Genomic DNA, 21229 nt, shown 5'->3' on the forward strand with positions numbered 1-21229 from the left:
GACGGACGCTTCGAGGCCCAGCATGTCCAGGGACGGGATGCACGACGACACGGCGCACGCCGACGCGCGGGTGCCGCTGGCCCTGGAGGGGACCCGGGAGGTGCCGGTGATCCGCCTCGCCGGTTCGGTCGAGCCGGCGGCCGCCGTGGATGCGATCCTGGCGCGCGCCGAGGCGCTGACCGCCGAGGACACGCGGGTCTTGCGCATCGCCGTGACGGCCGATCCGGCGACGACCGGGCGGCTGCTCGACCTCGGCGCGGCCCGGCGCAGCGGCGACGGGGTCGAGATCCTGCCGGGGCTTCTCTGGCAATGCGCCGCCCGCTGGCTTCCCGCGGTCCGGCCGCCGTTCCCCGAGCTGTTCACCGCCACGGACGGGCGCCGCCACCCGCTGCGGCCCGGGACGCCTGCCGGCACGGTCTACGCGCGGGCGATCCCCTGGCTCGGCCGCACCGTGAGCTTCCGCACGATGACGGAGCCCGGCGACGTCGCCCTGTTCTCCGCCTGGATGAACGATCCCCGGGTCGCCGCGATCTGGCAGGAGACCGGCACCCTCGCGGCGCATGCCGCCTACATCGCCAAGCTCCAGTCCGACCCCGCGACCCTGCCGCTGTTCGGCTGCCTCGACGGGAAGCCGTTCGGCTATTTCGAGCTGTACTGGGCGCGGGAGAGCCGCCTCGGGCCGCTCTACGAAGCCGGGCCCTACGACCGCGGCTGGCACGTGGCGATCGGCGACGAAGCCGTCCGCGGGCGGCCCGTTCTCTCGGCGTGGCTGCCGTCGCTGATGCATTACCTGCTCCTCGACGAGCCGCGCACGCAGCAGATCGTCGGCGAGCCCCGGGCCGATCACGCCCAGCAGATCCGGAATCTTCACGCCTCCGGCTTCGCGACGATCGCCACCGTCGACTTCCCCCACAAGCGGGCGGCCCTGGTCGCCCTGTCGCGCGAGCATTTCGTCCGCGACCGGCTCTGGGTGCCGGGCGCGGCCGCCGCCGACGCGGCGCCGCGGCCTCCCGCCGTGCCGGCCTAGACCGCCCCCCGAGCGAACAGAGATGCGAGCGATGACGGATCACCCCGCGACCGACGACATCATCGGCATCGGCTTCGGCCCGGCCAACCTGTCCCTGGCCATCGCCCTGCGCGACGCGATGGGCAACGGGCCGCCGCGGACGTCCCTGCGGTTCATCGAGCGGCAGGATCGGTTCGGCTGGCACCGGGCGATGATGCTGCCCGGCGCCGACATGCAGATCAGCTTCGTGAAGGACCTCGTGTCCCTGCGCGATCCGACGAGCCCGTTCAGCTTCCTCAACTACCTGCACGTGAAGGGGCGGCTCAGCACCTTCCTCAACCTCAAGACGTTCAACCCGTCCCGGGTCGAGTACAACGACTACCTGGCCTGGGCGGCGGACCATTTCTCGGACGTGGTCGCGTATGGCGAGACCGTGGAGGCCGTGCGGCCGGAGATCCGCGACGGCCGGCTCGCCGCCTTCGTGGTCGAGGCCCGGGACGGCGCCGGGACGCGCCGCCTGCGCCGCTGCCGTCACCTCGTCGTGGCCGCGGGCGGCGACCCGGCGATCCCCGCCCCCTTCGCGGCCCACGCGCAGGACCGGCGGCTGATCCACTCCTCCTGGTACCTGCCGGGGATCGCGCAGGCCCTCGGGGCGCCGCGCTTGGACGGGCCGGAGCCCCGCATCCTGGTGGTGGGCGGCGGCCAGAGCGCCCTGGAGATCGTCACCGATCTCGGCGCACGCTACCCGCGGGCGCTCGTCGACCTCGCGATCCGCGGGCCCGCCCTGAAGCCCGCCGACGACAGTCCCTTCGTCAACGAGATCTTCGACCCTGCGGCCGTCGACCGGATCCACGGCGCCCCCGCGCCGGTCCGGGCCGAGCTGATCGCCGCCCACCGCGCCACCAACTACGCGGTGGTCGACGCCGACCTGATCCAGGACTTCTACGCCACGCTCTACGAGCAGACGGTGAGTGGCGTGACCCGCTACCGGCTGCGGCGGAGCACCCGGGTGGTGGCGCTGGAGGCGGCATCGGAGGGCTTGCGCGCGACCCTGCGCGACGACGTCGCCGGCACCGAGGAGCGGCAGAGCTACGCGGCGGTGATCTGCGCCACCGGCTACCAGCGCGCCGCGGTGCCGGCGATCCTCGATCCCGTGCGCCCGTTCATGGCCGGCGAGACCGCGGACCGGCACTACCGCCTGCCGCTGGAGCGCGCCGAGCCCCGGGTGAGCCTGCACCTCCAGGGCTTCAGCGAGCCGACGCACGGTCTGACCGAGACGTTGCTGTCGATCCTGCCCGTGCGGGCCGGCGCCATCGCGCAGACGATCCTCGAAGAGGAACGCGCCGCCCGGGCGGCCATCCGGTCGGCTGCGGCGGCCCCGTGAGGCGGCCGGTCGATCTCGACCAGGACCGGGTCGTCGCCCTCGTCCTGCGGTTGTCGGGGCCGGCGATCCTCGGCATCTCGGCCCACGCGCTGCAGATGCTGGTCAATGCGTGGTTCGTGGCCGATCTCGGCGCGGCCGCGATCGCCACCATCGCCATCGCGTATCCGGTCACGCTGCTGGTCGCGGCGCTCGGCTACGGGGCGGGGATCGCGGCGGCCTCGCAGGTCTCCCGCGCCCTCGGGGCGGGGGACGACGACCGCGCCGCGGCCTCTGCCGGCCTCGGCTTCTGGCTGAGCCTGCCGGCCGGGCTCGCCGTCACGGCCGCGATCGTCGCCGACACGCCGTTCTGGCTGCGCCTCCTCGGCGCCGATGCCGCCCTCGCCGCGGAGGCCGCGCCCTACACGGCGCTCGCCACGGTCGGCACGGCGCTGATGCTGGTGATGATCGTCGGCGGCTTCATCGTGCGCGCCCAGGGCCATGCGCGCCTCAGCGGCGCAGTCATGGTCGGCAGCTTCGGCCTCAACATCCTGCTCGACGGGGTGCTGATCCGGGTCTGCGGTCTCGGCACGGCGGGAGCCGGCTGGGCGGCGATCGGCGCGCAGCTCGCGGGGGCGGCCGCTTACGGCCTGCATTTCGCCCGGGCGCGGGGGCCGGACCGCATCAGCGTCCGATGGCCCGGCAGCCGGGTCGGGCGGGCGGCTCTCGCCGAGGCCCTGACCCTCGCCGTGCCGGCCACCGGCTCCAGCCTCCTCGCGGCCTTCGCGATGGCGCTGTTCGTGGAGGCGGCCGCCCCCTATGGCGACGCCGCCGTCGCCGCGCAGGGCATCGCCCTGCGGCTGACCCTGGTGGCGGCGCTGCCGCTCCTCGGGACGATGGCGGGCGCCCAGGCCGTCCTCGGCCACGCCGCCGGTGGCGGCCGCCGGGATCGCCTGCACCGCGCCCTCGTCTTCGTGCTCACCGCCGCCCTCGCCTATGGAGCCATCGTGGGCGGCCTGATGATCGTGCTGGCCGAGCCCCTCGCGGGCCTGTTCGCGCAGGATCCGGGGACCGCCCGGGAGGGTGCGCGCGCCACCGCGATCTTCGCCGTGGCCTTCATGCCGGTGGGCCTACAGCTCACGGCCGCGACCCTGTTCCAGGCGATCGGCGCGCCGCGCCGGGCCGCCGCCGTGTCGCTGGCGGCGCAGGGGTTGGCGCTGATCCCGCCGCTCCTGATCCTGCCGCCGCTCCTCGGCTATACGGGGGTGCTCGCCAGCCGGGTCGCGGCCGAGTTCCTGGCCGACGGGATCGGCTTGGCGCTGATGCTCGCGTGGTGCGTCGGCGCGCGCCGGACAGGCGGCGCAGCGCCGGTCGAGGGCCGCGAGACAGTGCAGGTGGCCGCGGCGCACGAGGCCGCACACCAGGGCACGTGAGACCCCGAGCCGGGCCGCGATCTCGATCTGCGGAACGCCCTCGACCCGGTGGAGCTGGAAGGCGGTCCGCACCGGCTCCGGCAGTTCGGCCACCGCGGCCTCCACCTGCCGCAGGGATTCGCGCGACGCCGCGGCCGCCTCGGGGGTTCCCATCCCCGGGTCGGCCGGATCCGGGGCGGCATCGAGGCCGGTGAACAGGCGCCGCTCGAAGCCCTGCCGCCGAGCCCGGTCGAGGGCGAGGTTGCGCACCATCCGCCCGACATAGGCGGCCTGGACTGCATCCGCGGCCTCAGGCGGATCCGCGATGAGCCGGAGCAGCACGTCCTGCACCACGTCCTCGGCCTGGGCCGGGCAGCCGAGGATGCGGCGCGCGCTCGCCAGATAGGCGGCGCGATGGCGCTCGAACGCCGCGAGGTTCCAGGATCCGCCGGGCGGCTGCCGGCCGGAGCCGGGCACGGGAGCCGCCGTGATCCTCTGGCCGGAGAGGCCAGCGTCGTAATTCCGGGCCGCCACGATCCCGCTCACATTGTCCCGCCTGCGTAGCTCACGCAGCCGGGACAGCTATCATGCGGTCGATTTGGACAACAATGTCTATCTTCGTGAATTAGAATGATTAAAATATTCGCTGTTCGGGATGTTTTCGCAGCGATTATCGAAAAGATCTGATTTCCGGGTGCGAAGAAGGTCGTGACGACTTTCTAAGTCTTGAATCCTGCGGTCCGGCGTCTGGTGTCTGGCGTCCGGTGCCGGAGCGGCCGTGGGATCGGATTTCCGTCCGCGCCAGGGCCGGTCGGCGCGTGTATGCTGGCGGCCTGTCGATTCGGAGCGCGGGATGCGCATCCGAACCCTTCCCCGCAGGATCGCGTCAGGAGAGCCGGGGCCGCGATGCCGTCCGTCGATACGCTCGTCCCGGTGGGTGCCTTCGCGCTGCTGGTCCTCGCGTTCGCCGTGAAGCACCTCGCGGCGGATTTCCTGTTCCAGACCAACTGGATGGCTGAAGGCAAGCAACGGCCGTCCGCGTGGCTCGTCCCGCTCTGCGCCCATACCGGCCTGCACGGCCTCGGCACGCTGCTGATCGCCCTCGCGGTGAAGCCGGCCCTGTGGTGGCTGGCGCTGGCGGACTTCGCGATCCACACGGCGATCGACCGCGGCAAGGCGCTGGTCGCCCAGCGGACGCGCCTGCCCACCACGGATGCCCGGTTCTGGTGGCTGGTCGGCATCGACCAGTTCCTGCATCAGGTCACCCATCTCGGGTTCGCCGTGATGCTGGCGGCGGCCTGATCCGCGGTGCGGAGGGCGGGCGCCGCCGGGCGCGTCACAGCATCTCCGCCTCGAGCAGCCGGTTCGTGTCGGAGACCTTGCCGGCGAGTTCCAGCATCAGGAAGCGCTGGAAGGTGAGCGCCAGATCGGGGCGCTCCCGCTCCATGCGGGCGAGGCCGGCGCGGTCGATGCCGACCACCCGGCAGGGGCTCTCGGCGATGGCGGTGGCGGTGCGCCGGCCGCCCTGGACCAGCGCGATCTCGCCGATCACCGTGCCCGCGGTGGTGGTGCGCAGGCGCAGGTTTCCGCGGCCGGGAACCTCCATCTCGATGGAGACGACGCCCTGCTCCAGGAAGTAGAGGGCGTCGGCCGCCTCCCCCTGGCGCATCAGCGTCGCCCCGGCCGTCAGGTCGCGGACCGTCAGATACGGTGCGAAGTCGTCCGGCCCGAACGTGCTGCCCAGCCGATCGGCCATGTGCCGGGCGAAGACGGCGACCTCCCCCGGGCCGGCTCCCCCGGCCTCCGCCAGGAGGGTGGCCTCGGCTTCGCGCAGGGCCTCGTCCAGGGTGTCGCGGATCCGGATATGCGGGTCCGCGGTGAGGCCGTTGCGGGCGATCTGCAGGCGTGCGGCCGGATCGAGATGGACCAGCAGCACGTCGAAGCCCCGCTGCTCGGCGAGCTGGCCGACCTTGCGGAACGCGATGAGCGCCGAACTGTCGAGCCCGACCGTCTCGCGGAAATCCAGGATCAGGACGCGCAGATCCCCGGCCTCCGCGCCGGCGCGCCGGTAGATCGCCTGGGCGTTGAGGAAGAACAGGTAGCCCTGCAGGGTGTAGATCCGGGTGCGGCCGCCGGCTTCCTGCAGACGCGCCGCGGCGTCGGGACCGCGGATGACGCTGCTGCGCCGCTCCGCCCCAGAGAGCGACCGGCGGATCGCGCCGATCTGCCCGTACTGGACCCCGAAGATCAGGATCGCCAGCAGGACGCCGACCAGGAAGCCCGTGGTGGCTCCGAAGAACGCCGTGGCGGCGCACACGACCAGCGCGATGGCGATCTCCCAGCCCGGAAGGGTCCGGCAGGCGATGTTCAGGTTGAACAGCAGCCCGATGCCGATGGCGATCAGGGCGCCGCCGGCCAGCGGGCGGGGCAGAAGCGCCAGGGGGCTCGCGCCGACGATGAGCAGCGCCGCCATGACGGCCAGCGTCAGCCACCAGCCGAGCCAGTGGCCGCCGCCGATGTTGTGCAGCAGGAGCGTCGAGGTCCGGCCGAAGCCCATCGCGGAGCTGCCGAACAGGCTTCCGACCATGTTGGTGGCGCCGGAGGCGACGAACATCCGGTCGATGTCGAGGTCGCGCCGGATCTCCAGCTCGACGCTCACCACGTAGAGGATCTGGATGATCACTGCCACGACGACCAGGGTGGCGATCTTGGGCCAGATCGGCAGGAGCAGGTGCGGGTCGAAGGCCATGAGGCTGCCGATGGCGGGCGGCCGCAGCAGCGACCCCGCCGGCAGCGGCTCGATCAGCCATCCCGCGGCCTGCCCGGCGGCGACGCTGGTGCCGGTCCAGGCCAGTCCGAGATGGACCACGGCGAGACTCGACAGGATGACCGTGGGATAGGTCCCCCAGTGCCGGACGATCCGGGGCAGGTAGAAGGCGCAGAAGCCGATGCCGAGGGTCAGGGCGATGCGCGCCAGCGCTCCGGCATCGATCCGGCCCGGATCGAGGGCCGCCGGGTCGACGGTGCGGAGCAGGGCCGCCAGCGGATCGTCGACATGGCCGCCGATCTGCACGCCGCTGCGCAGGAACAGCAGCCCGACGCCGCCGAGGAAGCCGGCGAGCACCGGATAGGGCAGGAGCTGCACCAGCAGGGAGGCCCGCAGGGTGCCGAGCAGCGCGAAGACCAATCCGGTGGCGAAGGTCGAGACGCCGCAGGCGACGAGGACGAGCTGGCCCACCGTCTCCGGATCGGTCACGCCCGCCGCTTCCAGCTGCCCGGCGACGCCCGCGGCGATCGCCGCCTGCACGATCGCGGCCGCGCCGATGAAGGAGAGCGAGATCCGCGCGGTCCGGCGGAGCGCGATGAAGACGAGGCTGCCCAGCACGTAGGCCGCGAGCAGGCCCGACAGGCCGGCGGCGCGGCTCTCCGCCAGCGGCCCCGCGAAGATGAGCTGGGAGTAGCTGATGAGATCGAGCAGCAGCACCATCACGGTCACCGCCGCGGCGGCGCCGATGCGTGCACCGCGCAGCAGCCCCTCGCGGCCGCCGGCCCGGGAGGCGGTTCCGGCGGACGTCAGGTCGGGTGTCGTCATCGGCACGGCCTCCACATCGTGCAGTCTCCGGGACTGCCGAGACAGGTTCCCGATAGTCGCGCGGGCCGATCATCACAGAGCCGCAGGACTCGGAGTTCGGCCGCGCGTGTCCTAACCTGATGGCGGCCACGGGCTTAAATTATCGTGCAGGCGTGAGGCTGCCCGAAGGCAGCATCGGCGCGGGCGGCGGACCGACGAGGCCCGGTTGCGGCGCGCGGGTCCCGGTCCGGTATCCGGGATGCGATCCTGGACGGCGCGCCCGCACCTGCTAAGCCGACGGCGCCCAGGAGTCGCCGATGACCGCACCGATCCGACCCATCCGTCCCGCCTGCGCGGCGCTGCTGCTCGCCGGCTTCGCCGGGTCCGCCCGCGCCGCGGATGCGCCGTCGATCGCATGGCCCGAGCCCGGCGGCCGGGCGACGATCAGCCGGCCGCTCAAGGGATCGCCCCTCGCCGTCGGCGTCTCGTCCCGGACCGCGGGCGCCATCGACAGCCTGACCTGGGGCGGCACGCAGTTCATCAACGCCCGCGACCACGGCCGGGAGCTGCAATCGGCCGCCGCCTTCGACGGCTACGGCGAGTGCCTGAACCCCACGGAGGCCGGCAGCGATGCCGACGGCACCGGCCCGCGCAGCACGAGCCTGCTCACGGCCCTGCAGGTCGGCGCCGACACGCTCGAGACCCGGTCCCAGATGGCCTACTGGATCGGGCCCGGTGCGACGACCGGCAATTGCCCGAAGGGCCCCGGCCCCCATGCCGGGCCGCGCTCCAACGACGTCCTGGCCAAGCGCGTCACCCTCGGCGCCGAGGGCGTGGCCAACGCCATCGCGTACCGCGCCACCTACGTCACCGCCGAGCCGCATGCCTCCGCGACCTTCGAGGCGGCCACCGCCTACATGCCCCCCGACTTCGCGCAGTTCTGGAGCTACGATCCGGCGACGGGCCGCTCCGCGCCGCTCTCCGCGGGGCCGGCCGAGCAGGGCGTGCCGGTGATCCTGGCCAATGCCGACGGATCCCGGGCCATGGGCGTGTACAGCCCCGCCCTCCCCCAGCCGAGCGTGCCGAACGCGGGCTACGGCCGGTTCAACTTCGCGACCCTGCCGGGCCCCGGCAACGCGACGGTGAAGTGGAACTGCGTCTTCCGCGAGAACAACGTCCCGGCCGGGGCGCACAGCTACACCTGCTACGTGGTGGTCGGCACGCTGGAGGACGTCAAGGCGGGGATCGCGGCCCTGCGGACGGCGCTCGGCGGCGGGCCGGCCGCTCAAGCGCCGCAGGCTGCCCAAGCGCCGCGGGCCGCCCAAGCGCCGCGGGCTGCTATCGCGCCGCAGGCGGCCGTCGCGCCGCCCCCGGCCGCCCGGGCGCCCGGTACGGCGCTCTATGTCGGCACGCAGGGCGGCTGCAACGCCGGCGAGGTGACGATCGACCCGGGGTACAAGGGCTGCGCCACGGCACCGATCGGCGCCACTCTGGCGCAACCGGGTAACCCCGGCGACCCGCCCGTCTATGTCGGCACGGCGGCCGGGCTCGATGCAGGCCTCGTCACCAGCAATCCCCGCCATCTCGACGCCGGCACGCGGCCGATCGGCTACCTCGCGCGGCCCGGATCCGGGGGGACGCCCCTCTATGTCGGGACGCAGGCGGGGTGCAATGCCGGGGTGGTCTCGACCAACCCGGCGCATCTCGACTGCAGCGGCGCGCCTCTGGGCGTCGCCGTGCGGTGACGGTTCAGCGCGCCTCGCTGAAGCGCTTGGTCGCCCGCTGCTCCTTCTTGTAGGCGGTGATCGCCGCCGAGCAGTTGGGCGAGAGCTTCTTGAGATTGGCCTTGAAGCAGGCTTCGACTTCCGGGCCGCCCGGCGCGTAGGCGCTGCAGAAATCCATGTAGTCGCCGGTGCAGTACTGCTTGAGCGCTTCCCGGGCCGGGGATTGCTCCGCGAAGGCCGCGGCGGGGCCGAGGCAGAGACCGATGGCCAGCAGGGCCGTCTTGGTCGAAGTCATGGACATCCTTCACTCGTCCCGGCCGCGCGCGTACGGCGCGCGGCGATGGGCGGGGCGGATGGACGCCAAGGATGGCGTCACCATGACACCCGGGCAGCGCGAATGCAGATCAGCCATGCCCGGTCCCGGAGGGCGGCCCGATCCTCCGGTCAGTGCGCGCCGACGCGGCGGCTGGGCACGATGTCGTTGGCGACGATCTCCCCGAACGGGCCGTCGTTGCGGGCATTGGTGGCCGGGCGACCCGTGGTGGCGCGCAGCGGCAGCTTCGGGAAGACCAGCTCGGCGAAGCGGTAGGCCTCCTCCAGGTGCGGGTAGCCCGAGAGGATGAAGCGGTCGATCCCGAGATCGATGTACTCCTTCATCCGGTCGGCGACCTGATCGGCCGAGCCGACCAAAGCCGTCCCGGCACCGCCGCGCACGAGGCCGACGCCGGCCCAGAGGTTGGGCGACACCACCAGCTTGTCGCGCTTGCCGCCGTGGAGGGCCATCATGCGGCTCTGGCCGACGGAATCCTGCCGCTTCAGGGTCTCCTGCGCCTTGGCGATGGTGGCGTCGTCGAGCTTCGAGATCAGTTGCTCGGCTGCGTCCCAGGCCTCGCCCTCCGTCTCCCGGGCGATAACGTGCAGGCGGATGCCGTACGAGAAGGTCTTGCCCTTCGCCTCGGCGGCCTGCCGGGCGGCGGCGATCTTCTCCGCGACCTGCGCCGGCGGCTCGCCCCAGGTGAGGTAGACGTCGCAATGCTCGGCCGCCACCGCCATCCCGGCGGGCGAGGAGCCGCCGAAATAGAGCGGCGGATAGGGCTTCTGCACCGGCGGGTAGATCAGCCGGCCGTTCTCGGCGCGCAGATGCGCGCCCTGGAAGGTCACGGTCTCCCCCGCCAGCAGGCCGCGCCAGATCGTCAGGAACTCGTCGGTGACGGCGTAGCGTTCGTCGTGGGACAGGAACACGCCGTCGCCGGCGAGCTCCACCGGGTCGCCGCCGGTGACGACGTTGATCAGCAGGCGCCCGCCGGAGATCCGGTCGAGGGTCGCGGTCATGCGGGCGGCGGCCGAGGGCTCCATCAGGCCCGGCCGCACCGCCACGAGGAAGCGCAGCTGCCGGGTCAGGGGCGCCAGGGCCGAGGCGACGATCCAGGAATCCTCGCAGGAGCGCCCGGTGGGCAGCAGCACGCCGTAATAGCCGAGGGCGTCGGCGCCCTGCGCGATCTGCTGGAGGTAGCCGAGCGACACGTCCCGGGCGCCCTCCTGGGCACCGAGATAGCGCCCGTCGCCGTGGGTCGGCAGGAACCAGAGGACGTCGGCGCGCCCGTCGTGCGATGCGGTCATCGGGAAGCTCCGTTGCGGGTCAGGCGGCCTGCGGCGCGCCCAGAAGATGATCGAGAATACGGCCTTCGAGGCGTGCGAGATCCGGATCCCCGCGTCGGCGCGGGCGCGGCACGTCGACCCGCAGGTCGAGGGCGATCCGCCCGGCTTCCACCACGAGGATGCGGTCGGCCAGCGCCACCGCCTCGGCGACGTCGTGGGTCACGAGCAGCGCCGTGAAGCCCTGCGCCTGCCAGATCCGCTCGATCAGGTCCTGCATGCCGATGCGGGTCAGGGCGTCGAGGGCGCCGAGGGGTTCGTCGAGGGCGAGCAGGCCCGGCCGGCTCACCAGCGCCCGGGCCAGCGCCACCCGCTGCCGCTGGCCCCCCGACAGGGTCGCGGGCCATTGTCCCGCCTTGTCGCCGAGCCCGACCTCGGCGAGCGCCGCGAGCGCCCGCTCCCGGCGCTCGGCCCGGGAGCCGAGGCCCGACAGGCCGACCGCGACGTTGTCGACGACCCGCGCCCAGGGCAGGAGGCGCGGCTCCTGGAACATGATCCGCTTCGGCGGCTCCGACCGGCGGGGCGACGTCGCCGGCCCTTCCAGATCGATCCGGCCGCCGGTGGGCGTCTCCAGCCCGAGGATCAGGCGCAGCAGGGTGCTCTTGCCGCAGCCGGAGCGGCCCACCACCGCGGTGAACCCGCCGGCCGGCAGGAACAGGTTCAGGCCCTCGATGACGGCGGTGCCGTCGAAGCTCTTGTGCAGGTCGCGGACGGTGACGGCGATGCCGCGGCCCGCGGGCTCCGCGGGCGGGCGTGACGATGCGGATCCCCCGGCCTGACGGGGTGCCGATCCGGCGTCGGGAAGCGCCTCGCGGCGGACGGCGTCGAGCAGCATCAGGCGCTCCTGTAGGCGGGATTCCAGGCGAGGCAGGTGCGCTCGAGCTGGCGGGTCAGGGCGTCGGCGAGCTTGCCGAGGGCCGCGTAGATCAGGATCGCCAGCACCACGACGTCGACCAGCATGAACTCGCGCGCCTGCATGGCCATGTAGCCGAGCCCCGACGAGGCCGAGATCGTCTCGGCGACGATCAGCGTCAGCCACATGATGCCCAGGCCGTAACGCAGGCCGACGAAGATCGACGGCAGGGCGCCGGGCAGCACCACCCGGGCGAACAGCTCGCTGCGGGACATGCCGTAGACCCGGCCCATCTCCACGAGGCCCGGATCCACCGAGCGGATGCCGTGCAGGGTGTTGGCGTAGATCGGGAAGAACACGCCGAGCGCCACGAGGAACAGCTTGGCCTCCTCGCCGATGCCGAACCACAGGATCACCAGCGGGATCAGCGACAGGTGGGGCACGTTGCGCACCATCTGCACCGAGGTGTCGGTGAGCCGCTCCGACAGGCGCGACAGGCCGTTGGCGAGGCCGAGCGCGAAGCCGATGCTGCCGCCGATCACGAAGCCCGCGAGCGCCCGCAGGGTGCTGACGCCGAGATTGGTCCAGAGCTCCCCGGTCCGCCCGGCCTCCCAGCCGGCCCGGACCACGTCGAGGGGCGCCGGCATGAAGCGGTTGGAGACGAGGCCAGCCGAGACCGCGGCCTGCCAGCCGAGAAGGAGCGCCGCCGGCAGGAGCCAGGGCAGGGCCGTGTCGCCGAGGCGATCGAGCTTGGCGTTGCGCATCAGCGAGTCTCCACCCGATTCTCGGCCCGGCGCTCGGGCTGCGTCCAGACCGCGTCGGCGACCCGGATCGGTCGCGGCAGGAGGCCCAGCCCGTGGAACGCGTCGGCGACCTTCTGCTGGTCGGCGACCGCCGCGGCGTCGAGGGGCGCGACGCCGTAGGACAGCCGTCCCAGGGCGACGCCGAGAACCGGCGCGGGGATGCCCACCGCGGGGGCGAGTTCCGCCGCCACGGCGTCCGCGTGGCCCTCCGCCCAGGCATCGACCTCACCGATCGCCTTGAGCACGGCCGACACGATCTCCGGGCTGGAATCGGTGAAGCCCCGCCGGGACAGGTAGAACTGGCGGTTGGGGGCGAGCCCCTGCCCGTCGGCCAGGACCCGGGCGCCCGTGGCGCGCTCGGCGGCGGCGAGATACGGATCCCAGATCGCCCAGGCGTCGACGGAGCCGCGCACGAAGGCGGCGTTGGCGTCCGCCGGCGCCAGGAAGGCGAGCTTCACCCCGTCATAGGGCACGCCCGCCTGCGCCAGGGCGCGCACCAGCAGGAAGTGGACGTTCGAGCCCTTGTTGAGGGCGATGGTCTTCCCGCGCAGGTCGGCGACGCTGCGCACCGGGCTGTCCTTGGGCACGAGGATCGCCTCCCCCCGCGGCGCCGGCGGCTCGGTGGCGACGTAGCGCAGCTCCGGGCTCGCGGCCTGGGCAAAGATCGGCGGGGCCTCCCCGGCGGAGCCGAAATCGATCGCCCCGGCATTCAGCGCCTCCAGGAGCGGCGGCCCGGACGGGAATTCCGACCACGCCACCGTGACGCCCAGCGGCTGGAGCGCCGTCTCCAGGCTGCCGCGGCCCTTCAGCAGCACCAGGGAGCCGTATTTTTGGTAGCCGATCCGGATACTGCCCGCGGCCCGGGCGGGGCGCAGCATCGCGGCCGCCGCGAGGCCGAGCCCGGCGGACAGGAGCAGGCGGCGGTTCGGCGCCGGGCCGTCGGACGGCGGCAGGGCCAGGGCGCGGGGCATGCGGTCGGTCATGGCTCTCGGCAGTCGGTGTCAGCCGTTGCGGGCGGGGGCGGTCCAGACCGCGTCGGCGATCCGGATCGGCTTGGGGATCAACTTCAGGGCGTGGAAGCGGTCGGCGATCCGCTGCTGCTCGGCGGCGACCCGGTCGTTCATCGGGCCGATCACGTAGTCGGTCCGGTCCACCGCCCGGCGCGTGGCGGCGAGGGGCACGCCGGTGCCCTGCGACAGGAGGTCGGCGACGGCGCCGCGGTTCTGCGTGCACCAGGCCGCCACGTCCCCGAGCGCGTCGATCACCGCCTGGAGCACCGGGGCGCGGGTCTCCGCGAAGGGGCGACTCGCCAGGAAGTAGTTGTTCTGCGGGGTGATGTCGCTGGCGCGGGCCAGCACCCGCACCCCCTCCCCCTGCTCGGCGATGGCGAAATACGGGTCCCAGATCGTCCAGGCGTCGATGCTGCCCCGGGCGAAGGCCGCCGCGGCGTCCGCGGGCGCCAGGGTCACCGGCGTGATGTCGGCGTAGCCGAGGCCTGCCTTCTCCAGGGCCGCGATGGTCAGGTTGTGGGCGCTCGACGCCTTGGCGAAGGCGACCCGCTTGCCCTTGAGCTCGGCGAGGCTCTGGATCGCCGAGGCCTTCGGGAGCAGGATCCCCGCCCCCGACCCGCCGGCCTCCTGGGCGGCCGCGTAGACGAGGTTGGCGCGCGCGGCCTGCGCGAAGATCGGCGGCGCGTCGCCGGTCTGTCCGAAGTCGATCCCGTCGAGCGACAGGGCCTCCAGCAGCGGCGGCCCGAAGGAGAACTCGACCCAGCGCACGCTCTGGCCGAGGGGCTCCAGGCGCTTCTCGATGATTCCCTGCTGCTTGGCGACGACCAGGATGCCGTTCTTCTGGTAGCCGATCCGCACCACGCCGGGCTCGGCCGCGCGGGCGCCCCGGACCAGCGCCGGCGCGAGGGGCAGGGCCGCCAGGGCGGCCAGCAGGCTGCGGCGGTTAAGCATCGCCCGGCTCACTCGGCGGCGGCCAGGGCGAGGGGCGCGGCGGAGGCCGACCGGTGGACCAGCAGGGCCGCGAGCTGCCCGCCGGCCTCGGCGGCGCGGGCGCGCACGCCGGCCTCGGTGAGCACGCCGTCGCTGAAATCGGGATCGGAGGCGTAGACGGCCGTCGGGATCTGGAGGGCGCCGAAGAAGCCGAAGAGCGGCCGGAAGGCGTGCTCGACCACGAGCGCGTGGCGCGCGCCGCCGCCGGTGGCCACGATCGCCACGGGCTTGCCGGCCAGCGCCCCCGGATCGACGAGGTCGAACAGGTGCTTGAACAGGCCGGTATAGGCGCCCTTGTAGACCGGCGAGCCGACCACGAGACCGTCCGCCTCCTCGATCGCCGCGAGCACGCTGCGCGAAGACGCCGGGAGCTGGTCGCGGGTCCAGGCGGCGCCGAGGCCGGTTCCGGCATCGACGAAGTCGAGGAGGCGCACATCGAGGGGCGCCCGGGCGCCGGCCTCGCGCAGCACCGCATCCACCAGCGTCCGGGTCTTGGAGGGCCGCTGCACGTTCGCGCTCAGGCCGACGAGTCTCGGTCGTGTCATTCCGGGTGCCTTGCTGCGGGACAGGATGGCGAGCCGCCGCGATCTCGAAGAGCGAGGATGGTGCGGCCGGACATCCGAATAGGTCGATAGAATTGATCGCCCCACGTTCCGCCGTCAATGAAACGCGGTTCCCAATTGTCTCGCGAACGCAAAACGTTCTGCTCGAAACATCTCGACCCGGATGAGATTTTATCTCAGGATGCCGGGCGGACTCGCGCCGAAATCTTGTGCCGCGGCGGCGTGGTCGCGCGGGAAACGAAGCTTTCGTCTCCCGGAGGGCCCGGCGGGAGAAGGGCGCTCTCGCATTCCGCGGGGCTTTGGAAGGGCCTCGTCGGCCGGGAGCCCGGCGGGCCGGCAACCGGCAGACGCTCGCCCGTCGGCCGCGAACCCTGGCGGCCCGCCGGGCGGCGGGCCGGTTCCAGCACGCGCCCGGCCGGCGGTCCGTCTATTTGCGGGCGAGGAGATGCAGCACGGTACCGTCGTCGCCGTACTTGTCCCACATCTGCGCGCAGGCCTGCTCCGGACGCTCCCGGAACTGCGTCGCCTCCGCGTCGAGGTCCTGCTGCAGGGCGACCGAGCGCTTCTTCGTGAAGAAATCGGCGTGGTTGAGGTGGTTCTCTCGCGAGAACTGGCGGAAGCGCTCCGTGTCGATACGGACATTCGGGCAGTTTCGGGCGGCCAGATCGGCTTCGATGCCCGGACGCAGGGCCGGAATATCCTTCTGGAGCGCGGATCGCCGGGCTTCGGCCCAGGTGCCGAAGGCGGCCCAGGCGAGGATGGCGGCGACGAGAGGGGCAAACTTGGTCATCGAGAAACGTGTCGCTGTGCTGCGACATCCCAAATCTCGCACCTGCGATCGGTTCGACCTGAGCCGGAGGATGCACCACACTTCTGTGTGAAAGCGCACATCCCGCGGTCGGATCCGGGCCGCCGGGTTTCGAGAACCGGTGCGCTCAGTAGGTCGGGACGACGCGCGTCTCGGGCAGCGGCGCACGCATGGTGAAATGCAGGCCGGCCGGCTGGAAATCGAAGGCGATCTCCGCCTGGCACTGGAGCTTCAGGACGCGTTGCAGCAGCGTCGAGCCGAAGCCCTTCCGCGTCGGTGTCTCCGTGAACGGGCCGCCCCGTTCGGTCCAGTCGAGATGGAGCATGCGTGCCGCCGGCGTCTGCTCGACACCCCAGCGGATCCGGATACAGCCCTCCGGAACCGACAAGGCGCCGTGCTTGGCCGCGTTGGTCGTCAGCTCGTGGATGGCCATGCCGGTCGGGACCGCGAGGTCGCCCATCAGGTCGATCGGCGGCCCGTCCAGCTGGATGCGGGAGCCCTCGACGTCGTTGTAGGGCCCCAGCTCGTTCATCAGCATCTCGCGCAGGGGGGCCTGCTGCCAGTAATCCTCGGTCAGGAGATTGTGGGTCTTGGCCAGCGAGATCACCCGCGCCGAGAACGCCTCGTAGAACGCGTCCACGGTGGTGGCGGACCGGGCCGAAGCCCCGAGCAGCGCCTGCACCGTCGCCAGCGTGTTCTTCACCCGGTGATGCAGCTCGCGGATCAGGAGCGCCTGCCGCTCCGTCGTCCGCTCGCGCTCCTCGAGATGGGCCCGCGCCTCGAGCTGCCGGCGCTTGGCGCGATGGGCGGCCCGGGCCGCCATGATCAGGGTCGCCGGATGGAACGGGCGCTCCAGCACGCTCACGTTGCCCAAGAGGTCGGTCAACTGCGTGTTGGGCTCGGCGCCGCGCAGTCGCAGGAGGATGAACGGGAAGTCGGACCAGGGCGGCTGGGCGGCGATCCAATCCGCCAGCGCCTGCCGGTTCGAGGAGAGCAGCGCCTCCTCGGTCAGGACCGCGCAGGCGGCCGTGTGGAGCCGGGCGACCACCTCCGCGAGGCTGCCGCAGATCTGCGACGCGATCTGTCCCTCGCCGAGGATGGTCGCGGCGACGACGGCGTCGCGGCCCCCCGGCGTGAAGAGGAGAACCGGCGGTTCAGCGTCGGTCATCAGCCCTGTGGGTGGGCAAGAGGGACGACCGTTCACCTTCGAATGTCGGAACGCCGGTCATGATACCCCTGAACGCGCTGAGTGGTTCGCCAACGCGGATCCCGTCGGAGTCGATCCGCAACTCGCGGATCGCGTTCTCATGGCTGCCGGTCCGCTTCTTCACCACCGAGATCGCGCGCCGCAGCCGGCCATCGGCCTCGAAGGTGCGGAACAGCAGGATCGTGTCGCTGAGATAGGTCAGGTCGACATTGGCGCCCATCGCCCCGATCATGCCGTGCTGGGCCAGGACCAGGAGCGTGACGACGCCCTGCTGGTTCAGGTAGGTCAGCAACTCGTGCATCTGCAGGAGCAGGTAGTTCTCCTCCGGCATGGCGTTGTGATAGCCGGTCAGGGAATCGATCACGACCGTCGTCACGCCCTGGTGCTCGACCGCCTCCTGCACGATGTCGGCGAGTTCGCCGGGCGAGACCTCCGCCGGATCGATCTGTTCGACCCGGAGATCGCCGGAGGCGATTACGGCGTCGATCGGCATGCCGAGGCCGCGGGCCCGGCGGCGCAGCACGTTCGTGGTCTCGTCGAAGCTGAGGATCAGCACCTTCTCGCCGCGGGCGATCGCCGCGGTGACGCAGGTGAGCGCCACCGTCGACTTGCCGACGCCGGACGGGCCGATCAGCATCGTGCTGGTCCCGCGATCGATGCCGCCGCCGAGCAGCAGGTCGAGCTCGGGGCTGCCCGTGCCGCACTGGTCGTCGGCGAAGGTGCCGAGATGCTCGGCCGCGACGAGCCGCGGGAACACCGTGAGACCGCCGCGCCGGATGACGTAGTCGTGGAACCCGCCCCGGAACGGCGTGCCGCGCATCTTGATCACGCGCAGGCGCCGCCGCTCCCCGCCGTACAGCGGCGCGAGCTGTTCCAGCCGGATCACGGCATGGCTGAGACTGTGCAGATTCAGGTCGTCCGCCTCGGCGGTCAGATCGTCGAGGAGCAGCGCCGTGGTGTTCTGGATGAGCAGGAAGCTGCGCAGGGCGTGGACCTGCCTGCGGTAGCGCAGCGAACCCTGCGAGAGCAGCCGGATCTCGGACAGGCTGTCGAACACGACGCGCTGCGGCTTGGTCCGCTCGATCTCGGCGATCGCCATGCGGATGGTCTCGCCGAGTTCGAGATCGGACGAATGGACGAGGCTCTGCTGCTGGTTCGGGTCGAGGCTGAGTTCCGGCGCGATGAGTTCGAAGATCTCGATGCCGTCGAGGGACCAGCCGTGGCGCCCGGCGACGTTCAGAAGCTCGCGCCGGCTCTCGGACAGCGTGATGTACAGGCAGCGCTCGCCCCGCCGCACGCCGTCGAGCAGGAACTGCATCGCCAGCGTCGTCTTGCCGGATCCGGGCCGGCCCTCGATGAGGTGCGAGCGCCGGGACGCGTAGCCGCCGTCCAGGATGTGGTCGAGGCCGGCCACTCCGGTACAGACCGGCGCCGCGTCTTGATCGGTCACTGCCATGTCCAGGTCTCTGCCGTCGCCCGACGGGCGGGCAGCCCACCGACCGCGTGACGGAACGCGGAGCCCGGTCTCGTACACGAAGGAGCGCGCAGGGCGAAACCCCGTCCGCCGCGCTCCTGCGCCGGCCGAGACCGTCTGCGCGACCGTCGGCGCGACCGTCGGCGCGACCGGGACATCGGTCCTGCCGGACGGCCGCGCCGTGCGGCAGCCGGGATTGGCGCCGCGATGGAGGACCGGCGCCCGCATCCTGCGGGCGCCGGGGGGTCGCGCGCTCACTGGCTGCCCGGACCCTTCGCCAGGCCGGCCAGGGTGAACAGGTCCACCGACAGCTTCGCGCCGATCACGAAGGCATCCGGGATCGGCTTCGGACGGAACGGGAAGCGGGTCTGGTCCGGGTCGATCACGTATTGCAGGTTCGGCATCAGCCGCACCGCCGGGGTGAGCTGGATGCCGTAGCTCAGCTCCAGGATGGTCTGCAGGGATTCGACGTTCCTGGTGCCGAGCCCGAGCGCCGTGCGCGCCGCCCGGATGTTGGCCGTGCCCAGCGGCGAGAGCTTCTCCATGGCGAAGACGAAGCCGAGGGTGTCGTAGGGCCGGCCGGGGAAGGTGCCGGTCAGCACGGCGCCGCCCTCCAGGAAGTAATCCTGGGTCTGCCGGCCGCCGGTCCCGCCGAGCGCGACGCCGAAGACCGACAGGCCCTGGATGCCGTTCGGGTCCGGCCGCCAGACCATTTGGTCGAAGCGGGCGTAGACCGCCGAGCGGCCGAACCGGGTCAGCGGATCGAGGCCGCTGAAGACCCGGGCGCCGCCCCGCTGGTCGAGCACGGGATCCTTGTAGTCCGACCGGTCGAAGACGACGCCGACGCTGTAGTTGCGCGGCAGCGGGTCATTGCCGAAATTGGTCGAGTAGCCGACTTCCACCGGCACCAGGACACCGGTAGCGCCGTTGGTCGACCAGTCGATCCCGTTCTGCGTCGGCAACTGGTCGCGGGGGTTCACCTCGTAGATGCCGGCGTGCAGGAACACCTTGTCGTTGACCCAGGCCTTGGCATGGCCGCCCCAGGTGGCGATCGGCCAGTAGGTGAAGTTCGTCAGCTTGAAGATGGACTTCGGCGCGCCGCAGGTCGCGTTGTTCTGGAAGTTGCAGTAGAGCGGCGAGGCCAGGAAGTTCGGGTTGGCCAGCAGGCGGCCGACCTCGAGGTCGAGGCGGTTGTCGAACAGCTTCTGCTCATAGGACAGCAGGGTGAGATGGGCGGTCTGGCCGCCGCCGTAGATCTCCTGCACGCTGCCGTCGAAGCCGATGGAATCCTGCGCCAGGCTCCGTCCGTGGCGCTGGGTGACGACGGTGTGGACCGAGCCGCCGTCGATCCCCGCGAGACGCGCGAGATCGGCGTCGAGGCCGAAGGCGATCTGGCCGGCATAGGCCGATCCCTGGCGGATGCCGCCGGACGGGTTGGCGGCGAACTCGCCGGTGTAGTTCAGGATCATGCTGATCCCGTTGCCCAGATCGAGGGTGCCCGGCGGCAGGCTGGGCGGCGTCGCGCTGCTGCCCTGCACGTCGAGGCTGGCCGCGGCGCTGCTGGCGCCCGAGAAGCTCCGCGCCTCCCGGATGACCCGCCGCCGGGCGCGGTTCGCCCGGTACCGGGCCTTCTGCGCCGGATTCGCCTTCGGCCCCGGATTCACCAGCGACGGTCCCCCGTCCGGAGCCGTGGCTTCAACCTGTGCGACCGCCGGACACGCGCCCGCCGTGACCGTCGCGGCACAGAATGCGAGCGCGGCCCATCGCCTATACTTTCCCATGTGACTCCCCCTTAACCGCGCGGCCTTGCCTGGCTCTGTCGCGTTCGTGTCCCGCAGGGGGCCTCCCGGTCAGTCCGTGTCCGGTCAGTCCGTGAAGGCCTCCACCGTGCGGCGCTCGCCGCGCATGAAGGCGTCGGCGGCGTGGATCAGCGGATTCAGGTCGACGTCGCTGGCGCCGGAGCGGACCAGGGCGGCGAAACGGTCGTAGAGGCCGCGGTACTCCGCCTCGGGCGGGAGCGGCTGGTCGCGGCCGTCGATCGTCAGGACGGCCCCGCCTTGCGAAAGCACCAGGGTACCGTCGTCGGTCTCGACCCGGATGTCCCAGGTCTGCGGCCCGGTCTGGCGCCAGTCGAACCGGGCCCGGATCGGGGTGCCGGCGGCATCGGCGAAATGCAGGTCGGCGGCGATCGGCGCCTGCCGGTTCTCCGGCACCGACAGGGTCGCGCCGGTCAGGTGGAACGGCGGCAGGATATGCGTGGCGATGGACAGGGCGTTGATCCCCGGATCGAACACGCCCATCCCGCCCGCGTCCCAGATCCAGTCCTGGCCCGGGTGCCAGTGCCGGACATCCTCCAGCCAAGCGATCTCCACCGACCGGATCCGGCGGCCCGACAGCCAGCGGCGCGCGGGCTCCACCCCCGGCGCGAAGCGCGAGTGCCAGCTCGCGAACAGGCTCACGCCCCGGGTCCGAGCGGCCTCGACCAGGAGCCCGACCTCGGCCAGCGTCGCCCCCGGGGGCTTCTCGAGGAAGACGTGGCGGCCCGCCGCGATCCCCGCCAGGGCCGCCGCGAACCGCGCCTGCGGCGGCTGGCACAGGGCGACGGCGTCGAGGTCGCCGTGCGCCGCCAGCATCGCCTCCAGGCTGCCGTAGCTCGGCACGCCGTCGAGCCCGCCATGCCGGCTCGCCACCGCCACGAGGCTGTAATCCGGGGAGGCGGCGATGACCGGCAGATGCTGGTCGCGGGCGATCTTGCCGACACCCACCAGACCGATGCGGATCGGGCTCGCCAT

General features: G+C 72.3%; 18 protein-coding genes and 1 pseudogene. 5 read left to right on the forward strand and 14 right to left on the reverse strand.

Features of this window, described 5'->3' with window-relative positions; all coding sequences use genetic code 11:
- Positions 1-22 precede the first annotated feature (22 nt).
- From GGQ91_RS23530 to GGQ91_RS23540, 3 genes are read left to right on the forward strand one after another with little or no spacing between them, the layout of a single operon-like run.
- Complete coding sequence (locus tag GGQ91_RS23530) at positions 23-1027, forward strand: GNAT family N-acetyltransferase (protein ID WP_246410877.1); 1005 nt, start codon at positions 23-25, stop codon at positions 1025-1027.
- A gap of 31 nt (positions 1028-1058) precedes the next feature.
- Positions 1059-2390, forward strand: a complete 1332-nt coding sequence (locus tag GGQ91_RS23535; protein ID WP_246410879.1) for a lysine N(6)-hydroxylase/L-ornithine N(5)-oxygenase family protein — start codon at positions 1059-1061, stop codon at positions 2388-2390.
- Positions 2387-3799, forward strand: coding sequence for an MATE family efflux transporter (locus tag GGQ91_RS23540; RefSeq protein ID WP_182592962.1), 1413 nt, complete (start codon positions 2387-2389; stop codon positions 3797-3799). The genes GGQ91_RS23535 and GGQ91_RS23540 overlap by 4 nt, the downstream gene beginning before the upstream one ends.
- A gap of 24 nt (positions 3800-3823) precedes the next feature.
- Here the strand turns inward: GGQ91_RS23540 and GGQ91_RS28275 are convergent.
- A pseudogene (locus GGQ91_RS28275) lies at positions 3824-4324 on the reverse strand (sigma factor); the annotation flags it as partial.
- 360 nt (positions 4325-4684) lie between these two features.
- Between GGQ91_RS28275 and GGQ91_RS23545 the strand changes: the two are divergent.
- The gene (locus GGQ91_RS23545; RefSeq protein ID WP_043756514.1) at positions 4685-5080 is read left to right on the forward strand and encodes a DUF3307 domain-containing protein; all 396 of its coding nucleotides are present in this window, start codon (positions 4685-4687) and stop codon (positions 5078-5080) included.
- Positions 5081-5114: 34 nt separating this feature from the next.
- On the opposite strand, the gene GGQ91_RS23550 is transcribed toward GGQ91_RS23545, so the two are convergent.
- On the reverse strand, positions 5115-7370 hold the full coding sequence (locus GGQ91_RS23550; RefSeq protein WP_182592963.1) for an SLC26A/SulP transporter family protein: 2256 nt from the start codon (positions 7368-7370) through the stop codon (positions 5115-5117).
- Positions 7371-7666: 296 nt separating this feature from the next.
- On the opposite strand from GGQ91_RS23550, the gene GGQ91_RS23555 reads away from it, so the two are divergent.
- Positions 7667-9094: a hypothetical protein gene (locus tag GGQ91_RS23555; RefSeq protein ID WP_182592964.1), complete on the forward strand. Its 1428-nt coding sequence runs from the start codon at positions 7667-7669 to the stop codon at positions 9092-9094.
- A gap of 4 nt (positions 9095-9098) precedes the next feature.
- Here GGQ91_RS23555 and GGQ91_RS23560 read toward each other — a convergent pair whose 3' ends face one another.
- The 12 genes from GGQ91_RS23560 to GGQ91_RS23615 all read right to left on the reverse strand — a co-directional run bounded on the left by GGQ91_RS23560 (position 9099) and on the right by GGQ91_RS23615 (position 21229).
- Positions 9099-9368 (reverse strand): hypothetical protein, encoded by a 270-nt coding sequence (locus GGQ91_RS23560; RefSeq protein WP_043357569.1) that lies wholly within the window; start codon positions 9366-9368, stop codon positions 9099-9101.
- A gap of 149 nt (positions 9369-9517) precedes the next feature.
- Entirely contained in the window at positions 9518-10693 is a 1176-nt protein-coding gene (gene ssuD, locus GGQ91_RS23565; protein WP_043382379.1) for an FMNH2-dependent alkanesulfonate monooxygenase, read from the reverse strand.
- 19 nt (positions 10694-10712) lie between these two features.
- Positions 10713-11564, reverse strand: coding sequence for an ABC transporter ATP-binding protein (locus tag GGQ91_RS23570; RefSeq protein ID WP_043382382.1), 852 nt, complete (start codon positions 11562-11564; stop codon positions 10713-10715).
- Positions 11564-12346 (reverse strand): aliphatic sulfonate ABC transporter permease SsuC, encoded by a 783-nt coding sequence (gene ssuC, locus GGQ91_RS23575; RefSeq protein ID WP_182592965.1) that lies wholly within the window; start codon positions 12344-12346, stop codon positions 11564-11566. The genes GGQ91_RS23570 and ssuC overlap by 1 nt, the downstream gene beginning before the upstream one ends.
- Positions 12346-13368 (reverse strand): sulfonate ABC transporter substrate-binding protein, encoded by a 1023-nt coding sequence (locus GGQ91_RS23580; RefSeq protein WP_182592966.1) that lies wholly within the window; start codon positions 13366-13368, stop codon positions 12346-12348. Before GGQ91_RS23580 ends, ssuC begins: the two co-directional genes overlap by 1 nt.
- 18 nt (positions 13369-13386) lie before the next feature.
- Positions 13387-14346 carry an aliphatic sulfonate ABC transporter substrate-binding protein gene (locus GGQ91_RS23585; RefSeq protein WP_182592967.1) on the reverse strand — a complete coding sequence of 320 codons (960 nt, stop codon included), beginning with the start codon at positions 14344-14346 and terminating at the stop codon, positions 13387-13389.
- Positions 14347-14354: 8 nt separating this feature from the next.
- A complete protein-coding gene (gene msuE, locus GGQ91_RS23590) occupies positions 14355-14930 on the reverse strand; it encodes an FMN reductase (RefSeq protein ID WP_043355222.1) in 576 nt (191 codons plus the stop codon).
- 445 nt (positions 14931-15375) lie between these two features.
- Positions 15376-15738 carry a hypothetical protein gene (locus GGQ91_RS23595; RefSeq protein ID WP_043382391.1) on the reverse strand — a complete coding sequence of 121 codons (363 nt, stop codon included), beginning with the start codon at positions 15736-15738 and terminating at the stop codon, positions 15376-15378.
- A gap of 145 nt (positions 15739-15883) precedes the next feature.
- Positions 15884-16924, reverse strand: coding sequence for a sensor histidine kinase (locus tag GGQ91_RS23600; protein WP_043355225.1), 1041 nt, complete (start codon positions 16922-16924; stop codon positions 15884-15886).
- Positions 16911-18419: an ATPase domain-containing protein gene (locus GGQ91_RS23605; protein WP_043355227.1), complete on the reverse strand. Its 1509-nt coding sequence runs from the start codon at positions 18417-18419 to the stop codon at positions 16911-16913. The genes GGQ91_RS23600 and GGQ91_RS23605 overlap by 14 nt, the downstream gene beginning before the upstream one ends.
- A gap of 272 nt (positions 18420-18691) precedes the next feature.
- Positions 18692-20218, reverse strand: a complete 1527-nt coding sequence (locus GGQ91_RS23610; protein ID WP_182592968.1) for a carbohydrate porin — start codon at positions 20216-20218, stop codon at positions 18692-18694.
- Between the two features lie 84 nt (positions 20219-20302).
- On the reverse strand, positions 20303-21229 hold the full coding sequence (locus GGQ91_RS23615; RefSeq protein ID WP_075379945.1) for a Gfo/Idh/MocA family protein: 927 nt from the start codon (positions 21227-21229) through the stop codon (positions 20303-20305).

This window comes from Methylobacterium fujisawaense (assembly GCF_014138435.1).
Taxonomy (GTDB): Bacteria; Pseudomonadota; Alphaproteobacteria; order Rhizobiales; family Beijerinckiaceae; genus Methylobacterium; species Methylobacterium fujisawaense.

Bases quoted from the DNA above. Each gene is read 5' to 3' on its own strand.
- GGQ91_RS23530 (WP_246410877.1), top strand. From the start codon at position 23: ATGTCCAGGGACGGGATGCACGACGACACGGCGCACGCCGACGCGCGG.
- GGQ91_RS23535 (WP_246410879.1), top strand. From the start codon at position 1,059: ATGACGGATCACCCCGCGACCGACGACATCATCGGCATCGGCTTCGGC.
- GGQ91_RS23545 (WP_043756514.1), top strand. From the start codon at position 4,685: ATGCCGTCCGTCGATACGCTCGTCCCGGTGGGTGCCTTCGCGCTGCTG.
- GGQ91_RS23550 (WP_182592963.1), bottom strand. From the start codon at position 7,370: ATGACGACACCCGACCTGACGTCCGCCGGAACCGCCTCCCGGGCCGGC.
- GGQ91_RS23555 (WP_182592964.1), top strand. From the start codon at position 7,667: ATGACCGCACCGATCCGACCCATCCGTCCCGCCTGCGCGGCGCTGCTG.
- GGQ91_RS23560 (WP_043357569.1), bottom strand. From the start codon at position 9,368: ATGACTTCGACCAAGACGGCCCTGCTGGCCATCGGTCTCTGCCTCGGC.
- ssuD (WP_043382379.1), bottom strand. From the start codon at position 10,693: ATGACCGCATCGCACGACGGGCGCGCCGACGTCCTCTGGTTCCTGCCG.
- GGQ91_RS23570 (WP_043382382.1), bottom strand. From the start codon at position 11,564: ATGCTGCTCGACGCCGTCCGCCGCGAGGCGCTTCCCGACGCCGGATCG.
- ssuC (WP_182592965.1), bottom strand. From the start codon at position 12,346: ATGCGCAACGCCAAGCTCGATCGCCTCGGCGACACGGCCCTGCCCTGG.
- GGQ91_RS23580 (WP_182592966.1), bottom strand. From the start codon at position 13,368: ATGACCGACCGCATGCCCCGCGCCCTGGCCCTGCCGCCGTCCGACGGC.
- GGQ91_RS23585 (WP_182592967.1), bottom strand. From the start codon at position 14,346: ATGCTTAACCGCCGCAGCCTGCTGGCCGCCCTGGCGGCCCTGCCCCTC.
- msuE (WP_043355222.1), bottom strand. From the start codon at position 14,930: ATGACACGACCGAGACTCGTCGGCCTGAGCGCGAACGTGCAGCGGCCC.
- GGQ91_RS23595 (WP_043382391.1), bottom strand. From the start codon at position 15,738: ATGACCAAGTTTGCCCCTCTCGTCGCCGCCATCCTCGCCTGGGCCGCC.
- GGQ91_RS23600 (WP_043355225.1), bottom strand. From the start codon at position 16,924: ATGACCGACGCTGAACCGCCGGTTCTCCTCTTCACGCCGGGGGGCCGC.
- GGQ91_RS23605 (WP_043355227.1), bottom strand. From the start codon at position 18,419: ATGGCAGTGACCGATCAAGACGCGGCGCCGGTCTGTACCGGAGTGGCC.
- GGQ91_RS23610 (WP_182592968.1), bottom strand. From the start codon at position 20,218: ATGGGAAAGTATAGGCGATGGGCCGCGCTCGCATTCTGTGCCGCGACG.
- GGQ91_RS23615 (WP_075379945.1), bottom strand. From the start codon at position 21,229: ATGGCGAGCCCGATCCGCATCGGTCTGGTGGGTGTCGGCAAGATCGCC.